The sequence below is a fragment of the Dokdonella aquatica genome (genome assembly GCF_051987395.1).
Taxonomy (GTDB): domain Bacteria; phylum Pseudomonadota; class Gammaproteobacteria; order Xanthomonadales; family Rhodanobacteraceae; genus Dokdonella.
Genome location: NZ_CP197094.1, coordinates 1,748,331 through 1,761,443, shown reverse-complemented (window position 1 = coordinate 1,761,443; position 13,113 = coordinate 1,748,331). Strand labels below are relative to the sequence as shown.

The following is a 13,113-nucleotide window of genomic DNA, read 5'->3' as shown; positions in this document are numbered from 1 at the left end:
GCGTGCCGGCTTCGCATGCCGCGATTAGACGATGCCCGGCCCCGCGCGACAAGCGCGCACGGGGCGGATCACCAGCTGCCGGTGTTCGGCATCGACGCCCAAGGCTCGCGCGCCGGCAGCGATTCGCCCTTCTGCAGCAGCTCGATCGAGATGAGGTCCGGCGAGCGGACGAATGCCATGTGGCCGTCGCGTGGCGGGCGGTTGATCGTCACGCCGGCGTCCATGAGGCGCTGGCAGGTCGCGTAGATGTCGTCGACCGCGTAGGCGAGGTGGCCGAAGTTGCGTGCCGAGCCGTAGTCCTCGTCGTCCCAGTTCCAGGTCAGCTCGACCTCGCCGCGATCGGCATCGCCCGGCGCGGCGAGGAACACGAGCGTGAAGCGTCCCTGTGCACTCTCCTTGCGCCGCGTCTCGACGAGGCCGAGGGTGTTGAAGAAGCGCAGCGATGCGTCGAGGTCACGCACGCGCACCATCGTGTGCAGGTACTTCATGGGTTCTCCGTGGCGGATGGCTGCGGGGTATTCAAGGCCATTCGGTGAGGCCTTCGATCGCATAGAGACGCTTCCACGACGGACGCGACTTCACGATCGAGGCGAGCGCGGCGAGGGCCGGCCAGCGGTCGGCCGGGCGCGGCATGTTGCGCGACCAGCGCATGAGCATGGTCGCGTAGAAATCGACGATGCCGGGCGTGTCACCGAGGATGCACGGGCCGTTCGCGGCGAGATGTGTGTCCAGGCGCGTCCAGGCGTCCTCGATGCGACGGCGCGCGTACTCGCGCATCGCGTCGTCCTGGTCGGCGGGACCGAAATCCTGCGGATAGAACCACTGGCGGAACGCCGGTTGCAGCGTGTTGGCGAGGTGCAGCATCCACTGCAGGTAGGTCGCACGCTGCGGCGTGCCCGGCAATGGCGTGAAGCCCGACTCCGGATGGCGTTCGCCGAGCAGCAGCATCAGCGCGGCGCATTCGTAGACGGGGGCGCCGTCGACGATCAGCGTCGGCACGAGGCCGTTCGGGTTGAGGCGCAGGTAGTCGGGATCCTTCTGCGCGCGTGCATCGAAATCGACCGCACGCAGTTCGTGCGCGGCGCCGATCTCGAGCAGCGCGAGGTGCACGGCCATGCTGGCCGTGCCCGGCGAGTAGTAGAGCGTGTACATGGAGCACCCTCGTGGCGGCGGGGGCCGACATTCTGCCTGCAGTCAAACCCGCGCTGGTAGCCTGCCCCGTCTTTGGACACGAGGACAGGCGATGCAAGCGATACGGGATTTCCTCGACCGGCTCGACGCCTCGCCATGGGCCGCCGCGGCGATGGCCTGGGGCCTGCGCCTGTTCGTCGCGTTGCTGATCCTGCTGATCGGCTGGTGGATCGCTCGGCGCATCGCCGACGCGCTGCGGCGCGTTCTCGGGCGTACCGGCGCCGATCCCCTGCTCGGCGACTTCCTGCGCAACGTCGTGTTCGTGCTGCTGCTCGCGGTCGTGATCACCGGCGCGCTCGATCGCCTCGGCGTGCCGACCGCGTCGCTGCTCGCGGTGCTCGGCGCAGCCGGCCTCGCCATCGGCCTCGCGCTGCAGAGCTCGCTCTCGCATCTCGCCGCGGGCGTGCTGCTCATGGTGTTCCGGCCGTTCCGCATCGGCCAGTTCATCGAGGTCGCTGGCGCCAGCGGCACCGTGCAGCACGTGAGCCTCATGCACACGCACCTGCTCACCGCCGACAACCGCGAAGTCGTGATCCCGAATGGCAAGGTCGCCGGCGATGCGATCACGAACGCCAACGCGCGCGCGACGCGCCGCGTCGACCTCGTCGTCGGCATCGGCTACGAGGACGATGTCGGCCAGGCGATGCAGGTCGTGCAGGAGATCATGGCCGCGGATCCGCGCATCCTGCAGGAACCTGCTCCGACCGTCGTCGTCTCGCAGCTCGCCGATTCGAGCGTCAACCTCGCGATCCGCCCGTGGGCCAAGACCAGCGACGTGTGGGGCGTGCAGACGAGCCTGCTGCGCGCGATCAAGGAGCGCTTCGCGCAGGAGAACATCTCGATCCCGTTCCCGCAGAGCGAGATGACCGTGCGCCAGCTCGCGGGTACCGGTGCCGTACCCGCGTCGCCACCCGCAGTCGACGCGAAGGCGACGCCGGCCGGCGACGACGCGGCCCGCTGACGCCGCGTCGCGATTTCAGGGCTTGCTCACGAGTTCGAAGCGCGCGCTGCCCTGCACGAGGGTCAGGCGCTGCGCGAGACCGGTCTCGGGTTCGAACGTGAGCGTCGCATCGACGGCATCAACGCGCATCACGCGCGGGGCCTGGGCCTGCAGCTCGAATGCAGGCTGGCCGGGTACCTGCACACGCAGAACGCCGTCCTCGCCGAGGAGCACGCCGAGCGACAGCTCGCTCGACGTGTACTCGCCTGCGAGTTCTGCCCTCGCTGCAGCGGAGAGCTCGACCGTGGCCGTCGGAGGCGGCAGGTCGCCCTCGCGTGCCCAGGTCTCGGCCTCGTCGCCCTCGGCGAAGAAGCGCAGTGCCGTGACGACCCCCTTGCGGTCACGCACGAGTTCGATGCGCGCGGTCGAATCGGGGAAACCGAACCGGTCCCCCCCGAGCCACGCCATGGTGAACGGCGAGCCGCCGCTGCGCTGCGAGACGAGCTTGCCGTCTTCGAGCTTCAGGGTGCGCGTGGTCTTCGCATCGAGGCGGTAGACGCCTTGTGCCGTGTCGAGTTTGCCCGCATCGGGCTGGCCTTCGACGGGGTCGGGATACGGATTCCCGACCGCGAAGGCGAGCACGCGGCGCAGCAGCGGCGACGGCGACGCGCCGTCGGTGTTCCGCAGCATGACGCCGCTGAGGCGACTGTCGGGCAGATAGACCAGGCTCGACAGGAAACCGTGGATGCCGCCGCCGTGCTGCAGCGCCGTCTGGCCGCGCAGGCTGTGGCGCTCGATGCCGAAGCCGTAGTGCGAGGCCTTGGCGACGCCCTCCGGCGTGGTCATGCGGCGATAGCTTTCGGGCGGCAGCACCTTGCCGCCGTGCAGGGCGAGGTTCCAGTGCAGCAGGTCGTCGACCGTCGACACGAGCGCACCGGCCGCATGCGGCTGCGTCATGCTCAGGTAGCCCGCTCGCGCGGGCTTGCCGTCGAGGCCACGCGTGTAGCCCTCGACGAAGCCCGGCACGATCGCCGCATCGTCACCCGGGCGCGTGTGCGCAAGCTCGAGCGGGCGCAGGAAGCGCGCCTGCAGCTGCTCGTGCCAGGGCTTTCCGCCGATCGCCTCGATGACGGCGCCGACGAGCACGTAACCCGAGTTGTTGTAGCGCCACTCGGCTCCGGGCGCGAAATCGGGCTTCTCGTCCTTGAACACGGCGACGAGGGCCCTGGTATCGCGGTCCAGGCGCACGCCTTCGTCCATGTAGCCCGGCAGGTCGGTGTAGCTGCGTACGCCCGAGGTGTGGTCGAGCAGCTGGCGCAGCGTGATCGCGCCGCCATTCGGGTAATCGGGCAGGAACGTCGACAGCGGATCGTCGAGCTTCGCCTTGCCGTCCTCGATCAGCGCGAGCAGCAGCGCGGCGGCGAACTGCTTGGTCACCGAGCCGATGCGGAACACGTGCTCGGGCTTCAGCGCGACGCCGAGTTCGATGCTCGCCATGCCGCGCGCGCCGCGGAACAGCACGGTGTCGCCACGCGCGACGAGCACGGCCATGCCGGGGCCTGCAGGATCCGGCACCGCTTCGTCGAGGGCGCGCTGCGCGAACGCGGCGACCTCGGCATCGCTCGGCAGCATCGGTTTGACGGGCGGCTTGGCCAACACCGCCGTCGTCGCGAGCAGCATCGGGAGCACGAGCGCGTGGCGCGCGAGGGTCCGCATCATCGGCCTTCCTTGTCGCAGTCGGTGGGCGGCGGCACGCCGCCCTGCACGGACAGGATCATCGCACCACGCGGCGACCGCGCGCGACGGAGATCATCGCGCGTCGGGCAGGCGCCGGCTCATCGCGAAATAGGCGAGGTTGCCGATGCCCGCGGCACCGAGCAGCACGGCGATGACGCCCGGATTGACGTCGCGCCAGTCGAAGGCCTCGATCAGCCCGAAGCCGACCGCGAGCGCGACGAGCGTCACGCCCCAGCGCAGCGACGCGAGGCGACGGCGGCGCTCGTCGGCCTCGACGATCGAGCGCACGAGGTCTTCGGAGGCGTTCGAGCCGACCAGCTGCTTGCGCACGCGGGCGTCGACGACGGCCTTGATCGCGTAGGTGATGCACAGAAACAGGCTGATCGGGATGAAGGGCAGCAGCAGGTCTTCGGTCATGGCGGTTCTCGGTGGACGGTGGATGCCTCGGGGTTCGCGACAGGAGATACGGCGGCCGCGCGACCGGTTGCGCGAACGCCACTTGCAACCGTCCGCCCGTCGGGCGTATCCCATGCCGCGATGGACGACGCCGCCGACTTCTCGACCGACCTTGCGTACGCCCGCGACGCCCTCGAGGGGCGTCCCGGCGCGTTCGAGCGGCTCGTGCGCGACCACCAGGGCCTGTGCTGGCACATCATCGAGCGCATGGTGCGGCATCCCGAGGATGCGCGCGAGCTCTGCCAGGAGACCTTCCTGCGCGTGCACCGCTGCCTGCACCAGTACCGCGGCGAGAGCCCGCTCAAGGCCTGGATCGGCCAGGTCGCCTACTCGATGGCCAAGCGCCATCTCGAGAAGCGGCGCATCCCGATCGCCGAGACGAGCGAGGGCGACGGCCTCGACGCGGCCGCGGCGGTCGGCGACGGCCTCGACCTGCAGGCCGACCTCGCCGACGCGCAGATCAACGCGCGCCTGCACGCGGCGATCGAATGCCTGCCGCCGCTGCAACGCACGATCCTCACCCTCTACCATCTCGACGAACAGCCGATCGGCGTGATCGCCGGCATCACCGGGCTCGCCGAGGGTACGATCAAGAGCCACCTGTTCCGCAGCCGCAAGCAGCTCCGCGGCCTGCTCGAAGACCGATTCGGAGTCGCCGCATGACCCACGACGAACGCGAATGGCAGATGCAGGAGCGCGCCCGCCTCGACGCGCGCGAGGTACGCGAGTCCGGCCACGATCCCGCGGCGGTGTCCTACCGCCGGATCGCCCACGCGCTGAGACAGGCCCCGCCGGTCGACCTGCCGGTCGATTTCGCGGCGACGGTCGCGCGCCGCGCCGAGGCGGCCCGCGCGCCGGTCGTCGACGCGCGCCTCGAGCAGCGGCTCGTCGCCGCGCTCGTCATGCTGCTGGTCGTGTCGGGTCTCGGCGCGCTCGGCTACTTCGGACTCGGCGGCCTGAGGACCATGGCCGGCTGGTTGTCGGGCTCGTCGTCGGACACGACGCTGCGCTGGATGTTCGCCGCCGCGGCGTGCATCGGCGTGTCGGCGCTCGGCGGCCTGTTCGACCGCACGAGCCCGCGGGGGCGTTAGCCGGCGGACGCCGCGACCGCGCTGGCCGCGTCGCCGCGGTTGCCGCGCGCGCGCAGCCAGCTCGCGTACTCGTCGAGGTCGCCCTTGAACGGTTCGACCTTGCCGTCGGCGACGCGCCAGTAGGTCTCGCAGACCAGGCCGATCAGGTGGCGGTCGTGCGAGACCATGACGATCGCGCCCGGGAAGATCGCGAGCGCCTCGGCGAGCGCCTCGCGCATCTCGAGGTCGAGGTGGTTGGTCGGCTCGTCGAGCAGCAGCACGTTGGGCTTGCGCCACGCGATCAGCGCGAGGGCGAGGCGCGCACGCTCGCCGCCCGAGAAGCCGTCGATGACCTCGAACGCGCGGTTGCCGGCGAAGTTCCAGCGGCCCAGGTAGTCGCGGAAATCCTGCAGCGACGTGCCCGGCGCGATCTCGCGCAGGTGGTCGATCGGACTCTGCCCCTCGTGCAGCGACTCGACCGTGTGCTGGGCGAAGTAGCCGAGCTCGAGGTCGGGGTGCGCGGTGCGCTCGCCCGCGATCAGCGCCAGTTCGCCGACCAGTGTCTTGACGAGCGTCGACTTGCCCGCGCCGTTCGGACCGAGCAGGCCGATGCGGTCGCCGGCCTCGAGGCCGAAGCCGACATCGCGCAGGATGCGCAGGTCGCCGTAGCCCGCGTCGACGTGGTTGAGGCGGATCAGCGTGTTCGGCAGCTTGACCGGATCGCTGAAGGTGATGTGGATCTGGCGCTCGGCGCGCACCGCTTCGGTGCCTGCGAGCTTGGCCAGGCGCTTGACGCGCGACTGCGCCTGCTTGGCCTTGGCCGCCGACGCCTTGAAGCGGTCGATGAACGACTGCAGGTGGGCGCGCTCGGCCTGCTCCTTCTCGAACGCGATCTGCTGCTGGCGCAGTTGCTCGGCGCGCTGGCGCTCGAAATCGGTGTAGCCGCCCGTGTAGAGCTTCGCGCGGCCGTCGTTGAGATGCAGCATGTGCGTGCCGACGCCGTCGAGGAACTCGCGGTCGTGCGAGATCATGAGCAGCATGCCCGGGTACTTGAGCAGCCACTGCTCGAGCCACAGCACCGCGTCGAGGTCGAGGTGGTTGGTCGGCTCGTCGAGCAGCAGCAGGTCGCTCGGCATCATGAGCGCCTTGGCGAGGTTGAGGCGCCCGCGCCAGCCGCCCGAGAACTCGGCCACGGTGCGCTCGTGCGTCGACGACGGAAACCCGAGGCCGTGCAGCAGCTTGCCCGCGCGCGCGGTGGCGTCGTAACCGTTGATCTCGGCGAGCTTCTGGTGCGCGGCGGCGACGCCGTCCCAGTCCTCGGCAGCCATCGCGGCGGCCTCGGCGACGAGCACTGCGTGCACCTCGGTGTCGCCCGACACGACGAAGTCGATCGCGCGGTCCGGCAGGCCCGGCGTCTCCTGTGCGACGCTCGCGATGCGCAGCTTGCCCGACAGTTCGATGTCGCCGCGATCGGGTTCGATCTCGTGCTGGATCGCCGCGAACAGGCTCGACTTGCCGCAACCGTTGCGGCCGATGACGCCGATGCGCCAACCCGCGTGGAGCGCGAGGTCGACGTCGGACAGCAGCAGGCGTTCGCCACGCCGCAGGGCGAAGTTTCGGAAGGAGATCATGAGGGGCGCGGATTCTACAGGCTTTCGCGCACGCTGCCGCCGTGCCTCGACGCGATGTCAGGATGCGCGGACGTCGCGCGTATCCCGCGGAGACCCGCCACGAGGAGAACGATGATGCCCCTGACCATCGCTGCCCTGCTCGCCGCTGCGACGCTGCAGGTCGGCGCCGGCGAGCCGCCCGACACCGCCACGCTGCCGCCGTGGCTGCGCGAACGCATCGCCGCGTTCGAGGCCGCACCGGTCACGAATCCGCCGCGCAGCGTGGTCCGCTACGTCTACCGCGACGCGACCGTGTACCTGATCCCGGCGCGCTGCTGCGACATCCCGAGCCAGTTGCTCGATGCCGACGGGGAACGCCTCTGCGCACCCGACGGCGGCATCACCGGACGCGGCGACGGCCGCTGTGCGGACTTCCATCGCGAGGCACGCGGACGCACGCCGGTCTGGCGCGACGCGCGCGAACGCACGCCACCGCCGAAACGATGAACACGCGGTCCCGGAGCGGCTCGAAGCCGCCGGGATCGCGCCATCGCCACATTCCCTGCGGAACGGTCAGATCTCGAGGCCGTTCTCGACGTCCTGCGCGGCGCGGCGCGCGAGCGCGAGGTTGGCGCGGTTCTTGTCGAGCACGAGGTAGATGAACAGGCCCGGCTTGGCCACGACCGGACGGATGATGTGGTACTGCTTGCCGAGCGTGATGAGGATGTCCTCGATCGCGTCGTTGAGGCCGAGCGACTTCATCGTCTTGAGCTTGGCACGCACGACTTCGGTGTTGCCGGCCGCGGCGAGGTCGAGGTCGACACCGCTGCCGGCCTTGCCGAGCAGCATGCCGCTGTTGGCGTCGACGAGCGCCGTGCACATCGCGCCGTCGATGCCGAGCAGCTTGGCGAGACTATCGTTGAGGTTGGACATGAGGATTCCTGGATCGAGACACCGGATTCGGGGCGGTCGCGCGCGTGGTCTCGTCCGCGTGCAATCGTCATTCGTTCATCAGTTTCGCCAACGCGGTACAGCAGCGCCGCACCGCCCACAGCAGCTGCCCGAGCGTCACGGCCTCGTCGGCCACGACGGCGAGCGACATCGCGTGCGGTCCTTCCACGCGCGTGATCACGATGGTGCCGTTGACGCTCTGGATCGTCGTGCAGTCGAAGTCGGCGAGACCGGCCTCGGCCGAGATCGCCGAACCGAGCGCGGACAGCGAGCTGCCGATCGCCGCGATGCGCGCCGGCGCGCCGACCTCCGCGCTGTGCGAGGCGACCTCGAAACCGTCCGCCGTGAACAGCACCACGGTCTTGACGCCGACCACTTCGCCGAGGGTTTCAAGCAATTTCCTGGCCAACTCGCGGGGAACACGGCTCGGGCGCGTCACGGCATTCATGCGTAGGCGTTCCCGTTCTGGGTCTCGAGGATGCACGCGAGTGTCTGCACGAGCAGCATGACGTCGGCCTTGCGGCGCACGTCGACCGACAGCACCGGCGCGAGGATGCCGCGTGCCTCGAGGCGCGAGGCGAACGTGTCGCTGTTGAGGGCGCCCTCCTCGGTCGTGCGGCCGACGCCGACGACGAGCGCGCCCTCGGGCACGAGCGGCCGGAACGCGTCGACGAACAGGTCCATCTGCACGAGCGCGCCGGGCTGGGTCGCATCGAGCAGCACGATCGCGCCGGCCGCGCCGCGGCCGACGATCGACCACATGAAGCGGAAGCGCGGCTGGCCCGGCGTGCCGTAGAGGCGCACCACGCCGCCGCCCGGCAGCGTGATGCGGCCGTAGTCGAAGCCGACCGTCGTCGAGGCCTTCTCGTGGCTCATGCGGTCGTTGTTGGCGACCTCGGTGCGAACCGGGTCGATCTCGCTGATCGCCGCGATCGCGGTGGTCTTGCCGGCACCCATCGGGCCCGTGAAGACGATCTTGAATTCACCCTCGGCGACGTCGTTCATGCGACGAGCCCGAGGTGCTTGCGCAGGTCGCCGACGAAACGGCGCCAGCCGCGCACGGGCGAAACCGGGGCGACGCTCGGCGCCGGCACGGCCTCGACGCGCGGCACCGCGACGAGCAGACCGGCCATCGAGGCCGCCGCAAGAAAGCGGTTGACGGTCGCGATTGGCTGCCCCGAGCCCGACGCGAGCAGCGCCGGCGTGCACGGGCGCGCCGCGGCATGGGCGGCGAGTTCGAGCAGCTCGACGCGCGCACCGAGGCGGCCGAAATCAGGCCAGCGGCGCAGGCGGAACGCGGCACCCGCATCGAGCCACGGCGCGAGGCTTTCGTCGCCGGCGAGGCCGATGTACCAGGCCAGGTCGCGCACGGGCAGGCGCTCGGCGCCCCCGGCGGGCCAGTCGGTGGTCGGCTGGAAGGTACCGAGCGCGAGACGGCCTTCGCGCAACGCGGCGAGCGTGGCGGGCAGCGCGTGGGCGTGGCCGCCACCGACCCAGACATGGGCACCTTCGGCGTCCTCTGCCACGTTCCAGCCACGCTCGACGGTGTGCATCGCGACGGCACGCAGCGATTCGGCGACGCGCCACGCGGACGTGCCGTCCGATGTCGCTGAAGGCTGGCGGCGCGGCTCGCGCAGGTGTTCGGTGACGTTGTCGAGCATCGACAGCAGCTGCATGACGCGCACGGGATGGCGCAGCACGAACGGCGCCGGCGGGAAACTGCCGCGCTCGTCGATGACGAAGATGACGGGCTTGCCCGAACGCGACCAGGCGCTCAGCGCGAGCGGATCGGCGGTGACGTTGGCGAGCAGCACGTCGGCCGCGTCGAGCGCCGCGGGGATCCACGAGGCCTGTGCGCGGCCTTCCATGATCTTGAACATCGAATGCAGCGCGTGGGACGCGTCCGGCGCGAATCCGATGTCGCAGATCTTGTAGGTGGCCATGCGGGGACTCCTTGCGGCGACGGTTCTCCGGCGTGGCCGCCGGTGTGCCGTCACGGTGTTTCGAATTTTGTCGTTCTGTGACGCGTCGCGTGTGACGCGGTGGGCGGTTGACGGCCCGCCGCGTCACAGGCGACCGGGGGACAGCGCGGTCGCCCGCGCCGTCCACGTCGGCTTCCCCCTTGCTGTACGTGGTTCCGCCATGCGTCCTGCCAGCAGGAACCGGTCCCTCGACACTTCCCCGAAGGAAGCAATAGACAAGCCACGCCATGACGGTTTCCAGCACCGCATGCGGGGACTGCGACGACAATCACGAAACAACGTACGTTCAGGTACGTTACGCGATCGCCACGGTCGAATGTATACATGTATCCGGAGGCGGCGGGAATCCGCCGCCGCATGCCGGGCTCAGGCGACGACGCCGTCGACGTAAAACCAGCGGCCGTCCTCGCGCACGAACCGGCTGGTCTCGTGCTGGCGCACCGCGCGGCCACCACCGTGGCGGAAGCGAGCGACGAATTCGACCTCGGCGCGGTCGCCGTCGGCGACGTGGCGCCGTACCTCGAGGCCGAGCCAGGTGGTGCCCGTGTCGAGCGCGAGGTTCGCCGGCCGCTGGCCGGGATGCCAGGTCGCGAGCAGGTAGTCGGACAGCCCGAGCACGAACGCCGCGTAGCGCGAACGCATGAGCGCCTCGGCATCGGGCGCTGGCGCCCCGGCATGCCAGCGCGCGCAGCAGGCGGCATAGGGCGCGGCGCGGCCGCACGGACATGGGATATTGCCGCGATCGGCAGGCATCGTCGGGGCCGCGGTCGGTCGGGCTGGCCAGCATAGCCCGCCAGCGCGCGCCGGCGGTGGCGGGGAATCCGGTCCGGCGGTGCGCCTACGCGCGGGGCGGCGTCAGCGCGCGCCCCACAGCCACTGCACGCCGAGCATCACGCTGCGGCCCATGCCGGGCTCGTAGTAGCGGCCGTTGCCGTCGTTGACGATGACCGAGCCGACGTAGCGCTTGTCGAACACGTTGTCGACCGAGGCGAACGTGCGCAGCTTGCCCGAGTCGAGGCGGAAGCCGTAGCCGACGTCGAGCCCGGCCACCGTGTACGACGGCGCCGACTCCGAACCGATGTCGTTGACCGGCACCTCGCCCATCGCCTCGACCTGGGTGCCGACGCGCCATCCGTACTCACCGCCCCAGGTCAATCCCGCCCGCAGGCTGCGGCGCGGCACGCCCGGAATGCGCGTGCCGGCCTCGACCGGGGTGGCCGGCGTCGTGCACGGCGAGCCCGTGCAGGTCAGGAACGGCGATCGGAACGTCGCGTCGAGCCAGGTCGCCGCGAGCTGCACGGTCCAGGCGTCGCCGAGGCGCGTCGCGAGCGAGGCCTCGACGCCCTCGCGGCGCGCGCTGCCGACGTTCTGGAACGTCGTGCGGCCACCCGAGTTCGTCGCGATCGCGATCTCGTCGTCGGTGTCGGCGCGGAACACCGCGACCGTGGCTTCGGTACGCGCGCCGAAGCGCAGCTTCGCACCGAGCTCCGCGTTGCGTGTCTCGGCCGGCTCGAGCTCGAAGTTGAGGCCCGATCCGCCGTCGTTGCGGTAGGCGAGCTCGGCGAACGTCGGCGTCTCGAAGCCCTTGCCCCAGGTCGCATAGAGATTGGCCGACGGCGTGACCGAGTACAGCAGGCCCACCACGGGCGTCGTCGCGGTGTACTTGCGCGTGCCGCTGTCGTCGGGGTTGCCTGCGGTGATGTAGTGGTCGGTCGAGCGGAACTTGATCTCGCTGTGGCGCACGCCGGCCATCAGCGACCACGCGTCGGCAAAATGCCAGCTCGCCTGCGCGTACTGGTCGAAGTTGAATGCGCGGTTGTCCTCGTCGCGGCGCAGCGCGCCACGGATGCCGACGTCGCTGCCGATGAAGTTGAGGAAGCCGAGGCGGTCCTGCTCCTGATTCTCGAAGTTCGCGCCGAGCGTGAACTCGAACGCGCCCTGCGTGATCGTCCAGCGCGCGTCGGCGCCGTGGTAGTCGCTGTCCAGGTCGATCACGCCGCCCGAGTGCAGCGGGCTGTTCTGCGGTCCGGCCGGGATCGCGAGGAACTGCTCGACCTCGCGGCGTCCCGCATAGGCGAGCACGCGCACGCTGCCAGCACCGACGGCCTGCTCCCAGATCGCGCCGGCCTGCGACTGGTCGACGCTCTTGCGCGTGTTGAACTGCTCGGCGACCGAGGTGACCTGGCGCGGGTTGTCGCGGAACTGCGCGAGCGTGAGGCCGAGCGGGTCCTGCGCATCGGGGATCGACACCGCGTTGCCGATCAGCGTGAGCCGGCCAGGGCCCGTGTCGACGGTGAGCTTGGCATTGAACGAGTCGCGCTCGGCGGCGCTGTGGTCGCGCCAGCCGTCGGTCTCGAAATGGCTGAGGTCGACGTTGTAGCCGATGCGCTCGGTGCCGCCGCGCAGGTTGACGCTCGCACGCCCCTGCCCGTAACGACCGCCGACGATGCCGGCGCGCAGCTCGGGCGGACCCTCGCCGTCGGCCGTGAAGATCTGGATCACGCCGCCCGACGAATTGCCGTACAGCGCCGAGAACGGCCCGCGCAGCACTTCGATGCGCTCGGCCGAATCGAGGTTGAAGTGCGAGACCTGGCCGGAGCCGTCCGGCATCGAGGCCGGGATGCCATCGGTGTAGAGGCGCACGCCGCGCACGCCGAACGTCGAGCGTGCGCCGAAGCCGCGGATCGAGATCTGCTCGTCCTGCGCGTAGTTCTGGCGGTTGCGCGCGAGCACGCCCGGCACGAGGCCGAGCACTTCCGACACGTTGACGCCGAGGCCGTCGTGGTCGGCGCTGTCGAGCGCGACCGCATCGATCGACGCGGCGACGTCGAACGCTTCCTGCTCGCTGCGCGTCGCGGTGACGACCACCGCAGGCAGGCGACCGTCGTCGGTTGGCTCGTCGGCGAACGCCACGGTGGGCGCGGACAGCGCCGCGATGCACGCGGCGGCGAGGCGGCGGAGGGCCAGCGCGCCACGCGCGGCGTTCGTCGTCGGGATAGGGGTCATGCGGGACATCACTCTGGAAAACACGGAGGGGAACGGAGCAAGGCGCATGCCACGGCGGCAGGCCACGCCGCACAGGCGCACGGCGGTGCGCGGCACCGCGGAATGCGCCACGCGTGGCACCATTGTGTAACGCGGGCGACCCTCGCGGCACACCTCGCGGGTGTCGGCGA

14 protein-coding genes and 1 pseudogene are annotated in these 13,113 nt (G+C 70.5%); 4 read left to right on the top strand and 11 right to left on the bottom strand.

Translation table 11 applies throughout. From position 1 onward, the window contains the following. Positions 1-68: 68 nt before the first annotated feature. Positions 69-488, bottom strand: coding sequence for a VOC family protein (locus tag ACQQ2N_RS07875; RefSeq protein ID WP_440225158.1), 420 nt, complete (start codon positions 486-488; stop codon positions 69-71). Between the two features lie 31 nt (positions 489-519). Continuing rightward, a complete protein-coding gene (locus ACQQ2N_RS07870; protein ID WP_440225157.1) occupies positions 520-1,152 on the bottom strand; it encodes a glutathione S-transferase family protein in 633 nt (210 codons plus the stop codon). 91 nt (positions 1,153-1,243) lie between these two features. Between ACQQ2N_RS07870 and ACQQ2N_RS07865 the strand changes: the two genes are divergently transcribed. Continuing rightward, entirely contained in the window at positions 1,244-2,152 is a 909-nt protein-coding gene (locus ACQQ2N_RS07865) for a mechanosensitive ion channel family protein (protein ID WP_440225156.1), read from the top strand. A gap of 15 nt (positions 2,153-2,167) precedes the next feature. On the opposite strand, the gene ACQQ2N_RS07860 is transcribed toward ACQQ2N_RS07865, so the two are convergent. After that, positions 2,168-3,850 carry a serine hydrolase domain-containing protein gene (locus tag ACQQ2N_RS07860; protein ID WP_440225155.1) on the bottom strand — a complete coding sequence of 561 codons (1,683 nt, stop codon included), beginning with the start codon at positions 3,848-3,850 and terminating at the stop codon, positions 2,168-2,170. 90 nt (positions 3,851-3,940) lie between these two features. Next, positions 3,941-4,285 (bottom strand): hypothetical protein, encoded by a 345-nt coding sequence (locus tag ACQQ2N_RS07855; protein ID WP_440225154.1) that lies wholly within the window; start codon positions 4,283-4,285, stop codon positions 3,941-3,943. Positions 4,286-4,405: 120 nt separating this feature from the next. On the opposite strand from ACQQ2N_RS07855, the gene ACQQ2N_RS07850 reads away from it, so the two are divergent. Beyond that, on the top strand, positions 4,406-4,987 hold the full coding sequence (locus tag ACQQ2N_RS07850; RefSeq protein ID WP_440225153.1) for an RNA polymerase sigma factor: 582 nt from the start codon (positions 4,406-4,408) through the stop codon (positions 4,985-4,987). Beyond that, on the top strand, positions 4,984-5,415 hold the full coding sequence (locus ACQQ2N_RS07845) for a hypothetical protein (RefSeq protein WP_440225152.1): 432 nt from the start codon (positions 4,984-4,986) through the stop codon (positions 5,413-5,415). The genes ACQQ2N_RS07850 and ACQQ2N_RS07845 overlap by 4 nt, the downstream gene beginning before the upstream one ends. Before the next feature lie 44 nt (positions 5,416-5,459). On the opposite strand, the pseudogene ACQQ2N_RS07840 reads toward ACQQ2N_RS07845, so the two are convergent. Further along, positions 5,460-7,025: pseudogene (locus ACQQ2N_RS07840) on the bottom strand (ABC-F family ATP-binding cassette domain-containing protein); the annotation flags it as partial. A gap of 111 nt (positions 7,026-7,136) precedes the next feature. Here ACQQ2N_RS07840 and ACQQ2N_RS07835 point away from each other — a divergent pair. Then, complete coding sequence (locus ACQQ2N_RS07835) at positions 7,137-7,511, top strand: DUF6970 domain-containing protein (protein WP_440225151.1); 375 nt, start codon at positions 7,137-7,139, stop codon at positions 7,509-7,511. Between the two features lie 66 nt (positions 7,512-7,577). Here the strand turns inward: ACQQ2N_RS07835 and ACQQ2N_RS07830 are convergent, their stop codons facing one another. The 6 genes from ACQQ2N_RS07830 to ACQQ2N_RS07805 all read right to left on the bottom strand — a co-directional run bounded on the left by ACQQ2N_RS07830 (position 7,578) and on the right by ACQQ2N_RS07805 (position 12,943). Next, a complete protein-coding gene (locus ACQQ2N_RS07830) occupies positions 7,578-7,937 on the bottom strand; it encodes a hypothetical protein (protein WP_440225150.1) in 360 nt (119 codons plus the stop codon). Positions 7,938-8,004: 67 nt separating this feature from the next. Continuing rightward, positions 8,005-8,403, bottom strand: coding sequence for a roadblock/LC7 domain-containing protein (locus tag ACQQ2N_RS07825; RefSeq protein WP_440225149.1), 399 nt, complete (start codon positions 8,401-8,403; stop codon positions 8,005-8,007). Continuing rightward, a complete protein-coding gene (locus ACQQ2N_RS07820; RefSeq protein ID WP_440225147.1) occupies positions 8,400-8,960 on the bottom strand; it encodes a GTP-binding protein in 561 nt (186 codons plus the stop codon). Before ACQQ2N_RS07820 ends, ACQQ2N_RS07825 begins: the two co-directional genes overlap by 4 nt. Next, positions 8,957-9,898: a hypothetical protein gene (locus tag ACQQ2N_RS07815; protein ID WP_440225146.1), complete on the bottom strand. Its 942-nt coding sequence runs from the start codon at positions 9,896-9,898 to the stop codon at positions 8,957-8,959. Before ACQQ2N_RS07815 ends, ACQQ2N_RS07820 begins: the two co-directional genes overlap by 4 nt. A 405-nt stretch (positions 9,899-10,303) precedes the next feature. Continuing rightward, positions 10,304-10,690: a YchJ family protein gene (locus tag ACQQ2N_RS07810; protein WP_440225145.1), complete on the bottom strand. Its 387-nt coding sequence runs from the start codon at positions 10,688-10,690 to the stop codon at positions 10,304-10,306. 102 nt (positions 10,691-10,792) lie between these two features. Beyond that, the gene (locus tag ACQQ2N_RS07805) at positions 10,793-12,943 is read right to left on the bottom strand and encodes a TonB-dependent receptor family protein (protein ID WP_440225144.1); all 2,151 of its coding nucleotides are present in this window, start codon (positions 12,941-12,943) and stop codon (positions 10,793-10,795) included. Between the last annotated feature and the right edge of the window lie 170 nt (positions 12,944-13,113).

Coding starts and splice junctions, on each gene's coding strand:
- ACQQ2N_RS07875 (WP_440225158.1), bottom strand. CDS start 488: ATGAAGTACCTGCACACGATGGTGCGCGTGCGTGACCTCGACGCATCG.
- ACQQ2N_RS07870 (WP_440225157.1), bottom strand. CDS start 1,152: ATGTACACGCTCTACTACTCGCCGGGCACGGCCAGCATGGCCGTGCAC.
- ACQQ2N_RS07865 (WP_440225156.1), top strand. CDS start 1,244: ATGCAAGCGATACGGGATTTCCTCGACCGGCTCGACGCCTCGCCATGG.
- ACQQ2N_RS07860 (WP_440225155.1), bottom strand. CDS start 3,850: ATGATGCGGACCCTCGCGCGCCACGCGCTCGTGCTCCCGATGCTGCTC.
- ACQQ2N_RS07855 (WP_440225154.1), bottom strand. CDS start 4,285: ATGACCGAAGACCTGCTGCTGCCCTTCATCCCGATCAGCCTGTTTCTG.
- ACQQ2N_RS07850 (WP_440225153.1), top strand. CDS start 4,406: ATGGACGACGCCGCCGACTTCTCGACCGACCTTGCGTACGCCCGCGAC.
- ACQQ2N_RS07845 (WP_440225152.1), top strand. CDS start 4,984: ATGACCCACGACGAACGCGAATGGCAGATGCAGGAGCGCGCCCGCCTC.
- ACQQ2N_RS07835 (WP_440225151.1), top strand. CDS start 7,137: ATGATGCCCCTGACCATCGCTGCCCTGCTCGCCGCTGCGACGCTGCAG.
- ACQQ2N_RS07830 (WP_440225150.1), bottom strand. CDS start 7,937: ATGTCCAACCTCAACGATAGTCTCGCCAAGCTGCTCGGCATCGACGGC.
- ACQQ2N_RS07825 (WP_440225149.1), bottom strand. CDS start 8,403: ATGAATGCCGTGACGCGCCCGAGCCGTGTTCCCCGCGAGTTGGCCAGG.
- ACQQ2N_RS07820 (WP_440225147.1), bottom strand. CDS start 8,960: ATGAACGACGTCGCCGAGGGTGAATTCAAGATCGTCTTCACGGGCCCG.
- ACQQ2N_RS07815 (WP_440225146.1), bottom strand. CDS start 9,898: ATGGCCACCTACAAGATCTGCGACATCGGATTCGCGCCGGACGCGTCC.
- ACQQ2N_RS07810 (WP_440225145.1), bottom strand. CDS start 10,690: ATGCCTGCCGATCGCGGCAATATCCCATGTCCGTGCGGCCGCGCCGCG.
- ACQQ2N_RS07805 (WP_440225144.1), bottom strand. CDS start 12,943: ATGACCCCTATCCCGACGACGAACGCCGCGCGTGGCGCGCTGGCCCTC.